The sequence below is a fragment of the Alteromonas sp. BMJM2 genome (assembly GCF_027257845.1).
GTDB lineage: Bacteria > Pseudomonadota > Gammaproteobacteria > Enterobacterales > Alteromonadaceae > Alteromonas.
This window is the reverse complement of sequence record NZ_JAPVOT010000009.1, coordinates 134,705-152,484: the sequence shown is the minus strand read 5'-3', so window position 1 is coordinate 152,484 and position 17,780 is coordinate 134,705. Positions and strand designations below refer to the sequence as shown.

Annotated in this window: 14 protein-coding genes; 12 read left to right on the top strand and 2 right to left on the bottom strand. The window is 39.9% G+C overall.

From position 1 onward, the window contains the following. The first annotated feature begins 69 nt into the window (after positions 1 to 69). The 7 genes from O9X84_RS11840 to O9X84_RS11810 all read left to right on the top strand — a co-directional run bounded on the left by O9X84_RS11840 (position 70) and on the right by O9X84_RS11810 (position 7,282). Positions 70 to 1,176 carry a glycosyltransferase family 4 protein gene (locus O9X84_RS11840; protein ID WP_269519981.1) on the top strand — a complete coding sequence of 369 codons (1,107 nt, stop codon included), beginning with the start codon at positions 70 to 72 and terminating at the stop codon, positions 1,174 to 1,176. Then, complete coding sequence (locus O9X84_RS11835; protein WP_269519980.1) at positions 1,176 to 2,069, top strand: sulfotransferase; 894 nt, start codon at positions 1,176 to 1,178, stop codon at positions 2,067 to 2,069. The genes O9X84_RS11840 and O9X84_RS11835 overlap by 1 nt, the downstream gene beginning before the upstream one ends. 2 nt (positions 2,070 to 2,071) lie before the next feature. Beyond that, positions 2,072 to 2,929: a glycosyltransferase family 2 protein gene (locus O9X84_RS11830; RefSeq protein ID WP_269519979.1), complete on the top strand. Its 858-nt coding sequence runs from the start codon at positions 2,072 to 2,074 to the stop codon at positions 2,927 to 2,929. Further along, positions 2,926 to 4,236: a flippase gene (locus tag O9X84_RS11825; protein ID WP_269519978.1), complete on the top strand. Its 1,311-nt coding sequence runs from the start codon at positions 2,926 to 2,928 to the stop codon at positions 4,234 to 4,236. The genes O9X84_RS11830 and O9X84_RS11825 overlap by 4 nt, the downstream gene beginning before the upstream one ends. Continuing rightward, positions 4,233 to 5,300, top strand: coding sequence for a nitroreductase family protein (locus O9X84_RS11820; protein WP_269519977.1), 1,068 nt, complete (start codon positions 4,233 to 4,235; stop codon positions 5,298 to 5,300). Before O9X84_RS11825 ends, O9X84_RS11820 begins: the two co-directional genes overlap by 4 nt. Next, entirely contained in the window at positions 5,297 to 6,439 is a 1,143-nt protein-coding gene (locus tag O9X84_RS11815; RefSeq protein ID WP_269519976.1) for a polysaccharide pyruvyl transferase family protein, read from the top strand. The genes O9X84_RS11820 and O9X84_RS11815 overlap by 4 nt, the downstream gene beginning before the upstream one ends. 216 nt (positions 6,440 to 6,655) lie before the next feature. Continuing rightward, positions 6,656 to 7,282 (top strand): hypothetical protein, encoded by a 627-nt coding sequence (locus O9X84_RS11810; protein ID WP_269519975.1) that lies wholly within the window; start codon positions 6,656 to 6,658, stop codon positions 7,280 to 7,282. A 393-nt stretch (positions 7,283 to 7,675) separates the two neighbouring features. Here the strand turns inward: O9X84_RS11810 and O9X84_RS11805 are convergent, their stop codons facing one another. Further along, positions 7,676 to 10,156, bottom strand: a complete 2,481-nt coding sequence (locus O9X84_RS11805) for a right-handed parallel beta-helix repeat-containing protein (RefSeq protein WP_269519974.1) — start codon at positions 10,154 to 10,156, stop codon at positions 7,676 to 7,678. A 359-nt stretch (positions 10,157 to 10,515) separates the two neighbouring features. Between O9X84_RS11805 and O9X84_RS11800 the strand changes: the two genes are divergently transcribed. Then, positions 10,516 to 11,631 (top strand): glycosyltransferase family 4 protein, encoded by a 1,116-nt coding sequence (locus O9X84_RS11800; protein ID WP_269519973.1) that lies wholly within the window; start codon positions 10,516 to 10,518, stop codon positions 11,629 to 11,631. Positions 11,632 to 11,806: 175 nt separating this feature from the next. Here O9X84_RS11800 and O9X84_RS11795 read toward each other — a convergent pair whose 3' ends face one another. Then, on the bottom strand, positions 11,807 to 12,943 hold the full coding sequence (locus O9X84_RS11795; RefSeq protein WP_269519972.1) for a glycosyltransferase: 1,137 nt from the start codon (positions 12,941 to 12,943) through the stop codon (positions 11,807 to 11,809). A gap of 382 nt (positions 12,944 to 13,325) precedes the next feature. Here O9X84_RS11795 and pheS point away from each other — a divergent pair, with 382 nt between their 5' ends. From pheS to O9X84_RS11775, 4 genes are all read left to right on the top strand, one after another. Then, a complete protein-coding gene (pheS, locus tag O9X84_RS11790) occupies positions 13,326 to 14,306 on the top strand; it encodes a phenylalanine--tRNA ligase subunit alpha (protein WP_269520008.1) in 981 nt (326 codons plus the stop codon). Positions 14,307 to 14,320: 14 nt separating this feature from the next. Next, positions 14,321 to 16,708 (top strand): phenylalanine--tRNA ligase subunit beta, encoded by a 2,388-nt coding sequence (gene pheT, locus O9X84_RS11785; protein WP_269519971.1) that lies wholly within the window; start codon positions 14,321 to 14,323, stop codon positions 16,706 to 16,708. Between the two features lie 3 nt (positions 16,709 to 16,711). Next, a complete protein-coding gene (gene ihfA / locus O9X84_RS11780; RefSeq protein ID WP_269519970.1) occupies positions 16,712 to 17,011 on the top strand; it encodes an integration host factor subunit alpha in 300 nt (99 codons plus the stop codon). Positions 17,012 to 17,141: 130 nt separating this feature from the next. Next, positions 17,142 to 17,705, top strand: a complete 564-nt coding sequence (locus O9X84_RS11775) for a hypothetical protein (protein ID WP_269519969.1) — start codon at positions 17,142 to 17,144, stop codon at positions 17,703 to 17,705. Positions 17,706 to 17,780 lie beyond the last annotated feature (75 nt).

The window sequence follows — 17,780 nt, the reverse complement described above, 5'->3', positions numbered from 1 at the left end:
TACTATTGCCGGAGTGCATGTAAAAGCCATAAGTAATGTTGGACCTTTACACTATAGGGATGCGAGTAAATGAAAGTAGTTGTAGTCGGGTTAAGAGGCATTCCAAATATCATGGGGGGTATAGAATCCCACTGTCAAAATTTGTACCCACGAATGGCGAAAATGGGGTATGACGTTACGGTGATCGGTCGCACTCCCTATCTTCCTCAATCCGAGTACGAATATGAGGGTGTGAAAGTAAAGGGAGTATGGGCGTTTAAAAGCAAATTTTTAGAAACCTTTCTGCACACATTCGTCGCCATTATTTATTCGGGTTTAGTATTGCGGCCCCATGTTCTTCACATACACGCAATTGGCCCTGCATTGTTCACACCGCTAGCAAGGTTAATGGGGCTTAAAGTAGTGGTTACACATCACGGCGCTGATTATGACAGGCAGAAGTGGAACGGTTTTGCTAAGACTATTTTAAAACTTGGTGAGAGACTTGCCGTAAAGTTTGCCAATGCAATTGTAGTGGTGGGTGTATCTTTGACCGACAAGTTAAAAGAAGAATACCCACAAAGCAGTAAAAAGATAGAGTTTATACCAAACGGTACATTAGTTGGCTTTGCTGACGAGGTTACAGAACAAAACTTACCACAAGATTTAAGGTTGACTCCCGAGAACTACATTTTGGCAGTTACTCGCTTGGTTCCTGAAAAGGGAATTCACGATTTGATAGAAGCTTATGAAAAAAGTGGAAGTACGCTTAAGTTAGTGATAGTGGGTGATGCCGATCATTGTGATGATTATTCACAAAAGATTAAAAAGCATGCGGGTAAAAATATACTCATTGCCGGGCGAAGGAGTGGTGATGAGCTTTCCAGTCTTTATAAATACTGCTCGTTGTTTGTGTTGCCAAGCTATCACGAAGGGCACCCTATTGTTGCATTAGAAGCTATAAGCGCAGGCAGTAAAGTTCTACTTTCAAATATTCTTCCGAATGAGGATATTGGCTTGCCAAAAGAATGTTATTTTCCAGTAGGAAATATTGAAGCATTGGCAAATAAATTGGCCTCTTTGGCATCGCTCAATTTATCAATAGATAAAGAAAAATTTTTGGCAAAGTACGATTGGGATACCATAACTACTGAAACCATGCAGTGCTACTCAAACATTGTGAAGAGTGCTGCTTAATGGACGGTAATGAAAAGATTGATATTGTTTATATTTTGTCTGAAAAGTCATCAGGTTCGAGCTTTCTGTTTAGAAGCTTAAATGACGCTTTAGGCATTACTGCTTACCCAAAAACTAAACACTTCGAGTCAGAAACCCTCTATTGGACAAAAGCGGCATCGCTTCTAGATAAACCGCAACTAAGTATGTTAGCAAGTGCTGTTCCCTACGATAAAGAAAGAGCTAGAAGCGAGTTGACAGAGTTCTTGACCGATAACTTATCTGCCAGTGTTACGTTTAATTCAGATGAAGAATTAGTGTTTAATGGCTGGTACGAACTGATTAAAAAATTCGGTCCGGTTTTTATAGAAAAGTCGCCGCATCACCTTCTTCAGTGGAGTGCTCTATCCTTAATGCTGGAGTTTGAGCAGCGTTTTAGTGATAAAGTTAATTGTCATTATGTTTGTATTGCTAGAAACCCTAAAGATGTATTCTTATCCCAATTTAGGCGATGGAATGTTGATATCTCCCAACTAGAGAATCAATGGATTAATACTTATATGAATTGGCAGAGATTTAACGGTATAAGCAGTTCAAGTTCTAATAAGATATTTACGAAATATGAAGATTTAGTAGCCGATAGACAAAGTGTTATTTCTCTTATTTGTCATGCCGTACAAGTAAAACCTAAACGAAAAGGTGAAGAGAAAGTGAAGCGAAGTAAGTCTTCAAAACAATCTGACGCGTTCGGCTACGCTTTATCTCCTTCTGTTATTAATTTGGCCAAATCAATGGGTTACTCTAATGATGAACTTCGCCACACAACTTCGTTGAGGTGGACGGTATATGAGTTTTATATTCGATATTTTTATAGCCCAGCGAAATTTATATACAAACTGGTAAAAAGGAGCTAGCTATGGAGTTTAGTGTAGTAATAACCACGTATAATAGGCCAGACTATTTAGCCCAATCACTCGAAAGCGTGCTAAGCCAAACCGTATTAGCAAAAGAAATTATCATTATTGATGATAACTCAAGTACAGACTATTCAGCAGTATTAGGAAGGTTTAATGACCCTCGAATTCGCTATATAAAGCAACCCGTTTCGGGAGGCGCGAATGTCGCCAGAAATTTAGGGGTTAAAGAATCGAGTGGTGATGTAGTAGCATTTCTTGACGATGATGACGTGTGGTTACCTGATTATCTTAAAGCGCATAAGGCGCAGTATGAAGACGGAGCGGATGCAGTTGTTTCAGGTTTTAAACATTTGGGCAATGAGAAAGAAGTAAGAGTAAATAATGATAAGAAAGTTACGAAAAAATCATTGGTGCAGGGAAACAAATATTGCGGGATGAGCGGGTTTTCGTGTAAGAAATACATTTTGAGTGATTTCATGTTCGATATAAAACTGAACAATGGCCAAGATTGGGACATGTTCGTTCGATTGTATGAAAATAACGTAGCGATATTCAATGTCTCCAATCCTATCTTTTTATATCGTTTTCAGAACCCAGATGGTATTGGAGCAAAATTACGGTCTATGAAACCATCTGACATTGAAAAACGTTTGGGGTCGGCCAGAAAACATAGGGCATTTTTAGGTGAATATTGGTACAAGCAAAGAGTTGCGGAACAATTGCTGGTATCATTGAGACATAAATCAAATAGGATGAGTTGGCTATATAAAAGTGTCAAAATGGTCGGGATTCTAGCCTCATTTACATATATTGCACGCTCTTTATTCCGCCACATCAAGGCTAGAACCCTATTATGACAAAAAATAAAATCTTTAAGAATACGTCTTGGATGTTATTTGAAAAGTTTATAATGATGGGGGGAAATCTATTCATTACTATTTTCCTTGCTAGAATGCTCGGGGCAAAAGATTTCGGAAGTATTAATTATTTTCTAGCGTTAATTGCAATTATAGCGCCTTTTTCATCTTTAGGAATGAATTCGATATTAACTAGGGACGTAATCAACTCTCCGAAAGATAAAATAATGATTTTTTCTAGTGCAACAGCGATGCGAGTTCTTGGTAGTGTCATAGGGATTATATTATTACTTGTTGTTGGAAAATTTTTTCTAAATATTAATGAAAATGAATACTGGTATTTGGTTATTCTAACAATGTTGAGTGTCACTAGTGCTTTCCAAGGACTAGAGTTTTGGTTTCAATCAGAGGTAAATATGAAACCAGTAATCATTGGGCGCTTACTCATCTTCATTGTTTTTTTTGTTTTAAAATTTGTTGCGGTAATTCTTGGTTTACCTCTGATTTTTGTTATTTCGATATTCGGTCTAGAGCTGTTTTTTATAGGCCTAGTCTACTGGTTGATTTTTGCCTTGAATGGAGGTGGGTTATCTTTTAGTCATGTAGATTTATTATATTGTAAGCGACTTTTCAAAAAGGCAAGTTGGTTGATTCTATCGAGTATAGCTGCAGTCATTTATCTAAAAATTGATCAAGTTATGCTTGCAGAAATGTCTTCAAGAGAACAAGTTGGGATTTACTCAGTTGCTGTAAGGCTTTCTGAAGTGTGGTATTTTGTTGCCACCGCTTTAGTATCTTCCATTTTCCCCTCGCTACTGAAGGCAAAAAATAAAAACCAATCTTCTTATTACGAAAAGTTACAATATACTTGTGACTTACTCTGTTGGATTGCAGTATTTCTTGCGCTTTTCGTCTACTTTGTAAGCGACTATTTCGTTCCTTTGATCTTTGGCCAAGAGTATGTTGAAAGTGCTCTTATTCTTTCTATACACATCTGGTCCGGTGTCTTTGTTTTCATGCGTGCATTAGTCAGTAAGTGGATTTTAGCTGAGGACTGTCTGCATGTGTCGCTTATTAGTCAAGGCGCCGGCGCTGTTATCAACGTAATACTAAATTTTATTCTAATACCATATTACCAAGGCATTGGCGCTGCAGTTGCAACACTTATGTCATACTCCATATCAGGATTTTTGATTTTTTATTTTTCGGGCCACACCAGGCCGATGGCCGATATTATGTTGAAATCTATATTTTTGCCAATTTCAGGTGTTAACAGGTATAAAACTATTTTGAGGGGATTAAGATGAGCGGAAGAAAAGACTTGGTGATTACTAAACTCAAAAAGTTAAAGTCTAAGTTACTAAATTTTAAAAGCTCTCTTGAGTTGAAATTCATACCGGTAATTATGGGGTCAGGCTTTCTATCTTCTCTTTATTTTACTTTTTTCAGCACTAGTTTTTATAGAGAACATAAGTCTGTATTGAGTGGTAGAGTAAACTACGAGCGCTCTCTGAGCACCATTAAAGAGAGTTGCATTTTATTACGACGTAATATTCATAGACTCGAGAAAGGCTTAATAATGCAACCTAGACGAGATGTTTTCGCTAGTGGATATATCGACGAAACAGTAAATTGCTATTCGGTTGCTATTAAAAGCAATGAGCTCTGTGAAAGCGAAAAGAAATGGGCAACAGATGTTTTAGCTGAGTATTTTAATGTTGTAGCTGATGTGGATGATGTTCGAGCAAGTAGAGTAAAGTTTAACAATGTTGCGAAGATAGGAAGTATTACCTCAATACCATACAAATATTGCGAGCTTCCGGAAGCTGAAACTTCTTATGAACAACTTATCGTCGCATTTAAAAGAAGACGTTCGGTAAGGTGGTATCAAGATAAAGTGGTACCCAGAGAGTTAATTGAAAAAGCAATTAGTGCGGCCTCATTGGCTCCCTCTGCATGCAATCGCCAACCCTATAACTTTAGATTAACTACAAATGTAGATTTAGCATCGAAAGTAGCCAGCATTGCAATGGGAACTGGTGGATGGTCTCACTCAATCCCTGCGTTAATCGTAGTTGTCGGAAGTCTTAGTGCCTATCCGAAAGAACGCGACAGGCATGTAATATATATTGATGGGGCGTTAGCTGCCATGCAATTAATGTTAGCACTTGATAGCTTGGGCTTATCATCATGCCCTATAAATTGGCCAGATATTGAAAATCTTGAACGGAAAATGGGAAAAGCGCTCGATTTAGCTGATTACGAGAGGCCAATTATGCTTATATCGATAGGTTACGCGGATGAAACCGGAGGGATTCCATTCTCCGATAAGAAAACGAACAAAGTATTAGTAAAGGATATAATAGAATGATTATTGAGTTGAGAGGTTTACAGTTTGTAAACAAGGGCGCTGAATTGATGTTGCAGGCAATATTACAAGAATTGAAGAATTCAGGCATCGAATATCAATTGGCAATGAAGCACAATTCAAACTGCCCAGTACATAAAGTCGAAAATATTGGCGCGATAAAGAAAGTCATGCTTCAAAAAAATAGGCTAAATCTAAATTTTCTAACTTATTATATACCTTCAGTTCTAAGAAATTATTTAATACAAAAAAAGGGCATTGTACTTGAAGCTGATGTTGATGTAGTACTTGACGGTTCTGGTTTTGCCTATGGTGACCAGTGGGGGTCAATGCATATTAGGCAAGTATGTAGTGAAATATTAAGGTTTGCATCGCACGATAAGAAATTTATTTTTTTACCGCAAGCCCTAGGGCCTTTCACTAGACAGGCAGATATCAAAGCATTAAAAAAAGCTTTGCCAAAAGCTAGTTTAATATGTGCGCGTGAAGCAAATAGCTATAACAATATTTCTGAATTAAACTCAAATAAGTCAAATCTGAGGCAGTTTCCTGATTTCACAAACCTTGTGCCTGGCGATTTACCAGACTACTTTAGAAACGGGGAGGGTAAATTCGTTATAATCCCTAACAATAAAATGCTCAGCGGCCAAAACAATAATACAGAGTGGGGCCGAACTTATATTCAAAAGCTTGTTGAGCTTGGGAAATTAGCAAAACAAGCGGGTCTTTCAGTTGTAATACTCAATCACGAAGGTATTAAAGATAAACAAATATGTCTGAAAATAGAAGATGAACTAGGTTTTAGCGTTGAGCAAATTGAAGAAGCAGACCCATTAAAAGTTAAAGGTATAATCGGTGCTAGTAAGGCTCTAGTTTGCTCTCGTTTCCATGGTTGTGTAAGTGCCCTATGTCAAGGTGTTCCATGTATAGGAACTAGTTGGAGCTTTAAATACGAGCAACTTTTTCGAGAGTACGGGCAGGAAAAATTCCTTTTAGATAGTGGTATGAGTTCAGAAGAATTGTCAAAATTATTTATGATGGCTATTCAAAAAGCGCCTGGGGTAATATCGCCAGAGGCTAGTGGGTACAAAGCAAAGTCAAAGGAAATGTGGAGAGAAGTTTTAGGGCTGATTCGATCTTAACCTAATCGTCTGTTTCAATTCGATGTATGAGGCAAATATAGCTGTATTCTCAAATTGAGGCAAAATAGCTAAAATAGTGTCAAAGATATTTACATTTTATATTTCTTTGATTTGACATTTTAAATAACCCTTTATTTATCAGTCGTTTACAATTTGGCATGTGCTTTGCATTTAATTATTTGTAGTGAAACACGCTTTATTAATATCAGAGGCTTTATGAAGTATATAAATAGTTTAATTCTAGCTTGCAGTCTTTCGTTACTGTCTGCTACGGCTAACGCCACTCCAATCATAAGTTTTTTTATAGACGGTAATACGTTCTACAACTCGTTTGAAATACAAAACGACTCAACCGCTAATGAGAAAATTGAGAGTGCTTCTATAGATTTGTCTGGTCTTGGGGTAGTTTTTGACACAGTCAGTGGCGGCGTAGTAAATAATAGCGATGGCAAGCAATTTACACCGGTAGGCGGCTCTGATTTGGCCACTGGATTGGTTGGCCCAGTAGTTGTGGCTGATGGTGCCTCATTTTTTGAGATGTTTTTTACAGATTTTGATTCAGGTGAGTCGATTGTATGGGACATCGATTTAGATTTTATGCCTTCTCCTACTAGAGTTGATGGTGATGATTTGATTGGTGCTCTTGTGTCAATCGTTTTCTCTTCTGGAGAAACGCTTTTTGGTTCCTTAGAAGCAGTTTCTGGTAACTCCGACGCGTCTCAGTTTGTTGCAAGCGGCATCACTATTGGCGGTCCAGGGTCTTCGGTTGCTGTATCTGCGCCAGGCACTTTTGGTATACTAGTGTTATCTATGGCCCTTATGCTTGTAAGAAGATTTAGATAATCGACTTTGTCTTACAAAAACGAAAAAAGCCCTTAGGGGCTTTTTTTTTAATTTTTTTTAGAAATAGTCATAAGCTTGCGTGCTAATCGATTAACTATTGCAACCAAAACAATGCCCAATCCATAGAAGCCCAGATAAAAGATTTAATGGTTACATTACGAAGCAGTGATAAATTATGCGGCTAATCAGTGAGGTTCAAATGTGATTGTAAAAGCTTTTCGACATTTTCTACTCAAGTTAAAATCTTTTGTAACTGCACATACTTCATATACGGCTTAAATAAATTACAGAACAAATAACAGCTCTCTTAATAAGCTGCTATGAATTGTAGGATGTTTTTTGTATTAGCTAGCCATTGTCAAACTTCTATTTCAACTCATGCGCATTCTCGTGCTAGTTAAGTACTCGGATATCATCAAACTTAACTTTATCGCTGTTATGCGAACGGTTTACCTCGTCATTATCTAAGAGCAAAAGCAGATAGCTTATCTCACCGGTTATATGCTCGCCGATAGGAAACGAAATTATACTAGTTGGGGGGCTAAACGCACTTTCAGCATTTACGCCCCAGTCTTGAGAGCCAGTGAATTTTAAAACCCGCGAACTAGTGAGGCTTTTATTCGTTTCGAAACCAATACCTACTATTTCAGGGTTACCCTGTACACTCAAGGTTAGTTCAAGAACGGACTCTTTTGTTAGCGTTAAATCTACAGGAAATATCCGCCAGTTGTTGCCTGTTAGCGTTACAGAGTCATCTTTTGCAATTTGAGTAGTTCCGTACTTGTACTGCTTCGGAAAGCCTCTGTGCTTTTCTCTATTGTCATAGGCGTTAAACTTCCAAATAGTTTCGTTTTCTTTTATAGACGTATGTAAAACTACATCTTTTGTGAAGTTTGGAATTACGTGCTCGTCGGCTATAAACAGATTAGGATCATCAACTGCCTTCAATGAATCAATATATTCTAAATCATCTGAGTACACGTGCTCTGTAATATTGTCGTAGTTGAATTCGTATCTAGCATCCATCATGTTTTGGTTGTAACACAAATCATTAGTGCTAGTGCTGCCTATATACTTTTCTTTATCAAGTATGCAGTAGCCAACCGTGTTGCCCGCATTCTTTGTGAAAATGACATTGTTTTGTGACGTTATCCATATTGTTGAGTCTCCATTAACTCGGGATGCTGCAATACCATTGCGCTTTACATCAATAAAGTTTTCAAAAATAAACGTTCTACCTGCGGGCTTTGCTATTAACCCGCCGGCTTTTATTGCTGTCCATTCTTTTCCAGTTTCATCACCCAGATTGTGAATGTGATTATGAAAAATATAGCTGGGGCCCAACATGTTCGGTGCAATGCTAATACCTGCGTAACCTTGCTCCATCTCATTATCGTAAACTAGTACATTCTGTTGGCCACCATCAATTTCTATCAAATCGTCATTGGCGTAGGCTAGATAGTTTCCATATATGGCAGAATTTTTAACAAAGCCGCCACGACGTTCAAAATTCATTCTGCCTTCTATTACATCGTTAAATCTATGGCTTTGCGAACCGTAAAATTTGTTATTTCTAACTATAAATTCACCCCGGTATTTGTCGCTATCGTGATATGCCCATACTTGAAGCGCATTGGCCCCTTTTGGGTGCCCAACCCTCCAGGTATTCGCTGCCAAATTCGGGCTATGAACTTCACATTCCTCTATAACAGCAATCCCACTTCGCTCTAAATAAATGCCGGAGTCGTAGTTTATAGGTGAGTTAGAAGTAGTGCTTGAATATGCAATGCCGTTTCGAATATCTACCGCTTTGCGACCAAATTCAGACACATTGCATCCTTTAATCCATATGTGGTGAGCTTTTTTGGCAAAAATGCCATATCTCTTTCCACCCTTAACCGTTAGGTTTTCAAGCATGATATAAGACTGGTTACCAATATTGACTGCTGCCAATGCATCGTCACCAACCTCTATTGTTTGACCATCACCAATAATTTTTGCGTAGCCGTTTTCGTTGCCGGAAATATTTAAAGCTTCTAAGTCTAATTGGCCGCCTGAATAAATGTCTGACAAGTAATGAATGTTGTTAGGGTCAATTGGAGGAGAGTTTGGCTTTGTTGTTGTTCTGAATGAATGCGTAATGCTGTTACCACTCGCGTCTGCTATATCTACCTCAATATCGTATGTTGTATTTGCTTCAAGATATACGATGCTGCCAGCAAATGAGCCGTAAATAGGCTCCCAAGTTAAGTTCAAACCTTTTTTCCAATGTGTTTCGTCGGCAGACATATAGCGAACAGAGGCGGTGCTGTCTTCATCTTGGCCATATACAACTAAGCCAATAGAATTAATAAGTGGGGTCGCGGTATCTGCAAATCCCGATGCGGAAGCGGCGAATACTAAAGAGGGATCGAGACCTGCTGCTATAGCCGCTTCGTAAATATCATTCTTTTCTAGCTGAGAATGCTCAGAAACTAAATTGATCCATTTGGCGGCATCTACAGGGAATAATGCAAATAGAGCAGTGGCTTGTTTTGAACTCAAGTCGCGTAAGCGAGTTGGCTTATGTTGTTCATCACCACCTATTGCAAGTGAAAGAATATCCTTCTCAAACAATTGAGATATCTCGCTAGTATAAGTGTTAACGAGAGATTTTGCTTTCTTTGGTCCGCTATAGTTTTTTAAAAGAAGTAATGCACTATTTTCATTGGTAAGGTTTGAAGATAAATAGCTAAAAACTATTTCACCTGGCTGAGTATTATTTTTGTAAGAAACCTCTTCGTTTTTTACTGTTGCGCAAGAAGCAACAAAGAAAGAAAGAGCTAGAACCAAATAGTGGCCAATTTTCGGAAGCCTAACGTGAAAAGTATTCATTTAACGTTCCTGAAGTTTGAGAATGAAAAGGGAAGAAAAAACGTATAACTACTTAAATGGTAGTGGTTGCGGCTGAACGTAGCAAGGTAGGTTTAATTATTTGCGGTAGATAAATTATGTCTAATAGTTATGGTTAAAGTGTTACACATTGCACACAATTAATACAAAAGTTTAATAACTGCAGGGTTTTTCAAAAATAATAGTTATTCAAAGTACTTTGATCGTATTACTACTTTTTAAATCGTTATAAACTAAAAGAGTCATAAATAGATGAAGTAAGCTGAATTTCTAGCGTTAATCTTCTCTTTCTGATGATTTCTAACAAGATAAAGTTCTATGAGTAAGCAAGGGATGAATAAATGACGCATGTATGTGTAATCGGCACCAGAGGGATACCCGGTTTTGTGGGAGGGGTCGAAACAATTTGTCAAAAGCTCTACCCATTAATGATTAGGGATAATCCGTCTTATAAAATAACGCTTATTGCCAGACTGCCCTACAACAATCAAGATAGTTATCAGTACGAAAACGTTGATGTTAAAGTAATCAAAGCGCTTAAAATTTCTGGGTTTGAGACATTTTTTCACACGTTTGTCGCCTTGTGTTATGCCCGTATCTTCATTCATCCGAAAATTATGCATCTTCATGGAATAGGACCAGGCTTCTTTAGTCTACTTTCTCGACTGCTAGGGTTTAAAACGGTTGTTACACACCATTCCCCCGATTACAAAAGACCAAAATGGAAGTGGTACGCAAAGTTAATCTTGAAGATGGGGGAGCTGTTTACTGTTCTATTTGCTTCAAGAGTTATTTGCGTTAGTTCATCCGTGAAAGAAGAGTTAGATTCTCGCTTTCCGTTTTCTATGCAAAAACGTGTAGTTATTCGTAATGCAGGCTCTCTTAATGAGGAGCCTATTCAAATCGATCAAGAAGCGTTTTTAAAAGAAATAGGGGTAGCGCCTAAAAAATATATACTGGCTGTAGGAAGGTTAGATGCCACTAAAGGGTTTGATAACCTTATTGACGCTTACTTAGGCTTGGAGTCGACGGAGTTTAAGCTGGTAATAGTTGGCGATAATTATATTACTAACGACTTTGTAACGAAAATTACCGAGTATCGAAGTGACAAAATTATCTTTGCTGGTGCACACACTGGGGCAGACTTAGCAGTTATCTACCAGAACGCAGCACTTCTAGTTAACCCCTCATTTATGGAGGGATATTGTTTAGTAGTAGCAGAAGCGCTGTCAGCAAAAACACCTATAATAGCTAGTGATATACCAGCTCATCGCGAATTTAAACTCAATGAGGAAAGCTATGTGAAAAAGGGCGATGTGTCGGCGCTTACAGAAAAGCTTAGAGCTGAAGATTATTCGATTTACAGAAGCAAGTCAGCTGAATTACTTCAATCTAATAATACTTGGGAGAAAAACGCGAAAGAGCATGAAACTTTGTTTAGTTCTTTAATTTCTTAATTTATACGGCAAAAAAATATAAATTCTCAATAAAAAATAGCCTACTTACAGAAATCTCCGCCACACTTCATACTATCTAAGCGGTATGGATACGACGTTCTTCGCGCTACTCATACAATTACAATGTTCTTAGTAATATTGAGGTGCGATTAGCAAACGAATGTATATATTTATTTCAATTGTTAAGGACTGATTTTAAAAACTGCCAATAATCTGTAGCAATTTTATCGATATGAAAATCGCCAACCCGTTCAATGCTCTTCTCGCTGTAATGGCACCTAAGCTGACTATTCTGATATTGGTTTATTGCTTCAGTAAGTTGATGTTCATCGCCTAACGGCACTAGAATTCCGTGTTTAGCTAAATGGAGCTTTTTACTATCAAACGTTTCATCTTCTTCCAATATCTCGGCAGGACCAGAAGGGCAGTTCGTCATAATGACAGGCAACCCGACTGCCATTGCTTCAACGAGCGCATTTGGGAAGCCTTCGTTAGTCGAGGCTGATATATAGTATTTAGCTTTGGCGAGAATTGGAAAAGGGTTTTTTGCATACCCCAAAAGCAACACTTTATCTGCCGCATTTCGTTGCGAAATATAATCTAATAATTCTTCCTTTTGCTCTCCTTCTCCAAGTATGCAAAGTGGGCTAGGTTCTTTGGAAGATAGATAGGAATCAATGAGGTGTTTAAAATTTTTTGCAGGTGTTAAGCGCCCCGTACTAACGATATATTCATCAGGTGTGTTTATTTCCAAAGATAGTTCAGCTTTTTCTGCAATTTCTTGTGTGTTGTAGGGGTTATAAATTGTAAAAGCTTTGGCGAGAGGAAGTGAAAAATTCAATACAAGGTCATTTGTTACGCCTGTCGATACACCTACTACAGCGTCGGCATAACGGTATAATAATCTTGGTAAAAGTGAAGAAAGTTTTCGTTTAATACCCGAAAACTGATTATCCAAATGGCTACTCAAGTGCATTCGCTCGCAAAGTATTGACTTTGGGACCTGATTAAATAGCCTTAAAAAAGCGTTTGAAACGTTCGACCTAACCAAAAAGCTTACTACTAAATCAGGTGAAACTTGCCTTAAATATGAATGCAGGTTAACTACACTATTTAACATAGAACCTTTGCTATTTAGCTTAATTAAGTTAATGTTTTTTGGCATCTCACGTTCGAGCGGTTCGTCGTCAAGCAGCACTATTGAAACATCTAATCCGTCATACAATTCAGGCTTACTAAGAATACTGGCTAAAGCGCGTTCCGCGCCGCCATATTTTATTGAGTTTATTAGAAATATAATTTTTTTATTCATAAAAATTAGACGTAGCCCCTATTTTCATCACTAAGCTTTCAAGTTTTAGCCTGTAACGCCTCAATTTATTTACTTAATTTTTAGGTACGTAACTTAGGGCTGAACCCCAGTAGTTGTATTTACGATAAACAAAGCACCTTGATATGCAGAGGATGTTACTACATTAATCAGATAATCCAGTATCAGAATTATAGTCGATAAGTATAATCATCTATTGATATCATGGGTTGCCTACTAAAAATCTGCCAATATCAGCTATATAGGGTAGCGGTAATGTCTGTCACTCGTGTAAACTATCGTTTTTATTTCAAGCAAGCCTTTGCGCGCAGATTTATTCTAATTATGCGAGGGCCATGCAGTCATCATGCACATTGAGGAAACCATGGAGCTTGACGCGATTATCAATCAGGCGCAGAGCCAGATTGACGCTGCCGAAGATGCAGCCACATTAGACCAAGTTAGGGTCGAATTTATGGGTAAGAAAGGTAAACTTACCGACTTACTGAAAGGCTTAGGAAAGTTATCTAACGAAGAACGTCCTGCCGCTGGCCAAAAAATTAACCAAGCGAAACAGGTTATTCAGCAGGCTATTTCTGCCAAAGGCGAACATTTACGCACTAAAGAGCTTAATAAAAAGCTTAGCGAAGAAGCGGTAGACGTAACGCTACCTGGGCGTACTGAAAAACCGGGTAATTTGCACCCGGTTAGCCGCACCATTGCACGCATAGAGTCGTTTTTTGGAGAGTTAGGCTTTTCGGTAAAAACAGGCCCTGAAATTGAAGATGGTTTCCACAATTTCGATGCGTTAAATATTCCGGCCAATCACCCTGCGCGCGCCGACCACGATACGTTTTACTTCAACCCAGACATGATGCTTCGTACGCAAACTTCTGGCGTTCAAATTCGTACGATGGAAGCTGAAAAGCCGCCGCTACGTATTATCTCGCCAGGCCGCGTGTATCGTAACGATTACGATCAAACACACACGCCAATGTTCCACCAAGTGGAAGGCTTGATGGTAGATAAAAACGTAAGCTTTACCGAGCTTAAAGGTATTTTGCACGACTTCTTACATCATTTCTTTGAAGAGTCTTTAGAAGTGCGTTTCCGTCCGTCTTACTTCCCGTTTACAGAGCCTTCTGCTGAAGTAGACGTAATGGGTAAAAACGGCCAGTGGCTAGAAGTGCTTGGCTGCGGCATGGTGCACCCTAATGTACTTAAGTCTGTTGGAATAGACCCAGAAGAATACACTGGTTTTGCCTTTGGTATGGGCGTAGAGCGTTTAACTATGCTGCGTTATGGCGTTAACGACTTACGCGCGTTCTTTGAAAACGATCTTCGTTTCCTCAAGCAGTTCAATTAAGGCAGAGAGTACACATGAAATTCAGTGAAAAATGGTTAAGAGAGTGGGTTAACCCGTCGCTGTCGGCACATGAGCTGTCTGAACAGTTGAGCATGGCTGGCCTAGAAGTAGACGGCGTAGAGCCTGTGGCAGGCGAGTTCACCGGCGTTTTAGTGGGTGAAGTGGTAGAGTGCGGTCAGCACCCTAATGCCGATAAGCTTCGCGTTACCAAAATTAATGTAGGTGGCGATGAGCTGCTCGATATCGTTTGTGGCGCACCTAATTGTCGCCAAGGCATAAAAGTCGCGGTAGCCTGTGTGGGCGCGGTATTGCCTGGTAACTTTAAAATTAAAAAAGCCAAGCTTCGCGGCGAGCCGTCTTTCGGTATGCTGTGCAGTTTTTCTGAGCTAGGCATAAGCGACGATCACGACGGTATTATCGAGCTTTCGGCAGAGGCGCCAGTGGGCACAGATATTCGTGAATATCTTGGGCTTGATGATAACGCTATTGAAGTGGATTTAACGCCTAACCGCGCCGACTGCTTAGGTATTCGCGGTATTGCCCGTGAAGTAGGCGTGCTAAATAACTTAGACGTTTGCGAACCGTTAGTTGAAGACGTTGCACCATCTATTGATGATAAGCTTGCTATTACTCTTAGCGCAGACGATGCATGCCCACGTTATTTAGGCCGCGTTGTTAAAGGCGTTGATGTATCTGCAGCTTCACCACTGTGGCTGGTTGAAAAGCTACGCCGCTGCGGTATTAGAAGTATCGACCCCATTGTTGATGTGACTAACTTTGTGTTGCTTGAACTTGGTCAACCTATGCACGCATTCAACCTTGCAAGTATTGAAGGCAACGTAAATGTTCGCATGGCAAAAGAGGGCGAAAAGCTTACTCTGCTTGACGAAACAGAAGCAACACTTAAAGAAAACACGCTGGTAATTGCCGACGATAACAAAGCGTTAGCCATGGCCGGTATTTTCGGTGGCTTGCATTCAGGTGTTACCACTGAAACTAAAGACATTTTGCTTGAAAGCGCGTTTTTTAGTCGTGATGTGATTATGGGCCGTGCCCGTCAGTACGGTTTGCACACCGATGCATCGCATCGTTACGAGCGTGGCGTGGATCCACAGCTACAGCGCAAAGCCATGGAACGCGCTACCGCGCTTGTTCTTGAAATTTGTGGTGGTGAAGCGGGCCCAGTTGTTGAAGCGGTTTCAGAAGATAAACTGCCTAAACAAGCCACGGTTACACTTCGTCGCGACCGCTTAACTCGCGTGCTCGGTATTAGTATTGATGACGCAAAGGTAAGCGAGATGCTTTCTCGTTTAGGCTTAGACGTTACCGCTACCATCGAGGGTTGGAAAGCCGTTGCACCTAGCTATCGTTTTGATATTTCAATTGAAGAAGATTTGATTGAAGAGATTGCCCGCGTTTACGGCTACAACAACATTCCTAATGTTGCGCCTGCCGCAACGCTTGCCATGTTGCCTTCCCAAGAAGCGCAGTTGCCGCTAGGTACAATGAAGTCGTTGTTATTAAGCAGAGGCTATAACGAAGCTATTACGTATTCGTTTGTCGACCCTAAAGTACAAAACGCATTGTTCCCTGATGTAAAAGGCATGGTGTTACCACACCCAATATCATCTGATATGTCGGTAATGCGCGTAAGTTTATGGCCAGGTTTGTTAGGCGCTTCAGCATACAATCAGAAGCGTCAACAACAGCGAATTCGACTGTTTGAAACCGGATTACGCTTTATACCTCAACAAGATGCACCAAATGGTGTATTGCAACAGCAGGTAATTGGTGGTGTAGTAGCAGGGCGTCGTAACGAAGAACATTGGGACTTAGGCGATAGCCCAGTCGATTTCTTTGATGCAAAAGCAGATGTGGAAGCGTTATTGGCACTTACCGGTAAGCACGGTGAGTTTCAATTTGTTACTGGCGAACACAGCGCGTTGCATCCTGGTATGACTGCAAAAATTTTGCTTAACGATGAAGAAGTTGGCTATATTGGTGCTGTTCACCCACAATTTACTAAATTGCTGGGCGTAAACGGTCGTGTATTTGTGTTTGAATTAGCGGTAGACGCTATTAGTGAACGTAAATTACCGTCTGCTGCACCTATATCGCGTTTTCCATCTAATCGTCGTGATATAGCTATTACAGTGAAAGATGAAGTGCGTGTAGGAAATGTTCTTTCTTACATAGAAAAAATTGGCGTAAATCAACTAGTTGCTCTAAACTTGTTTGATGAATACAAAGGCAAGGGAATTGAACCTGGTTACAAGAGCCTTGCATTGTCACTTCATTTACAAGATCCAGAAAAAACCTTAGAAGAAGCTGAAATTCAGCATGCTGTCGATACTGTAGTTAAAGGTTTGGAATCTGAGTTTGGAGCCGCGTTAAGAGAGTAAACTATGGCATTGACCAAAGCCGAGATGGCTGAACACCTATTCGAGAAACTAGGCATTAACAAGCGTGATGCTAAAGATCTGGTAGAGCTTTTTTTCGAAGAAATTAAAGGCGCTCTGGAATCTGGTGAGCAAGTAAAACTGTCAGGTTTTGGCAATTTCGACCTGCGAGATAAGAACGAACGTCCTGGACGTAACCCTAAGACGGGTGAAGATATTCCTATTAAAGCGCGTAGGGTGGTAACATTTCGCCCTGGTCAAAAACTCAAAAGCCGAGTTGAAAACTCAGCACCTATCGACGAGTAATTTGCACTCTGCTGCAATTATAACGTTGTAAAAACATGAGAAGAGCGGGGGAAACCCTCGCTCTTTTGTGTTTCTTCTTTTTACAGTGCGCCCGCACTGAATTTCTTATGTTAAATCTTCGGAGGATAGTGTGAAAAAAGCACTTGTCGTTCTTTCTATTGTATTGCTCGTCATAGCGGCGTGGTTTGTGTTTTTATCGGTAGACGCTGATAATCGCGATCAGGATGCGGCTAGTGTACCCGTAATTACGGTAATGGAAATACTGCATGCAAGCGACTTGCAAGAAGGCGTAAAGCAGGCGGTCAATCAAAACAACGATGAAGAAATTCAATACTGGCTTCAGCAAGCTTCAAAGGTTGGTGAAGCGGCAAACTTAGCGGCTGACGACCTTGAATACTTGCGCTCTCGCGCTGCGAGAGACTATGTAGTGTTTAACGCGAAGCGCCAGCTTTTTAACGAAGAATTTGAAACTCATTACTATGCATTAGAAAGCATAGAAGGTCTTAAGGCTAGATACCCGGAAGCACAGGACTTGTTTGCCCGTGCTGATGCATTGCTTGAAAAGCGAGATGCTATTATTCAGCAAATCGCCGTGACCATTGCGGGTAATGACGCTCCCAGTGATGCAGTACGTAATGAGGCGAGAGAGCAATGGCTTCAACAAGCCAATGCGGTGCCTGTAAACTCTCGGTAGTAAGAGCTAGGTAAAACAGGCTCTTAAGCACTCACATCGATAGTGTATACCGAGTACTCATATGAATAGCTCACG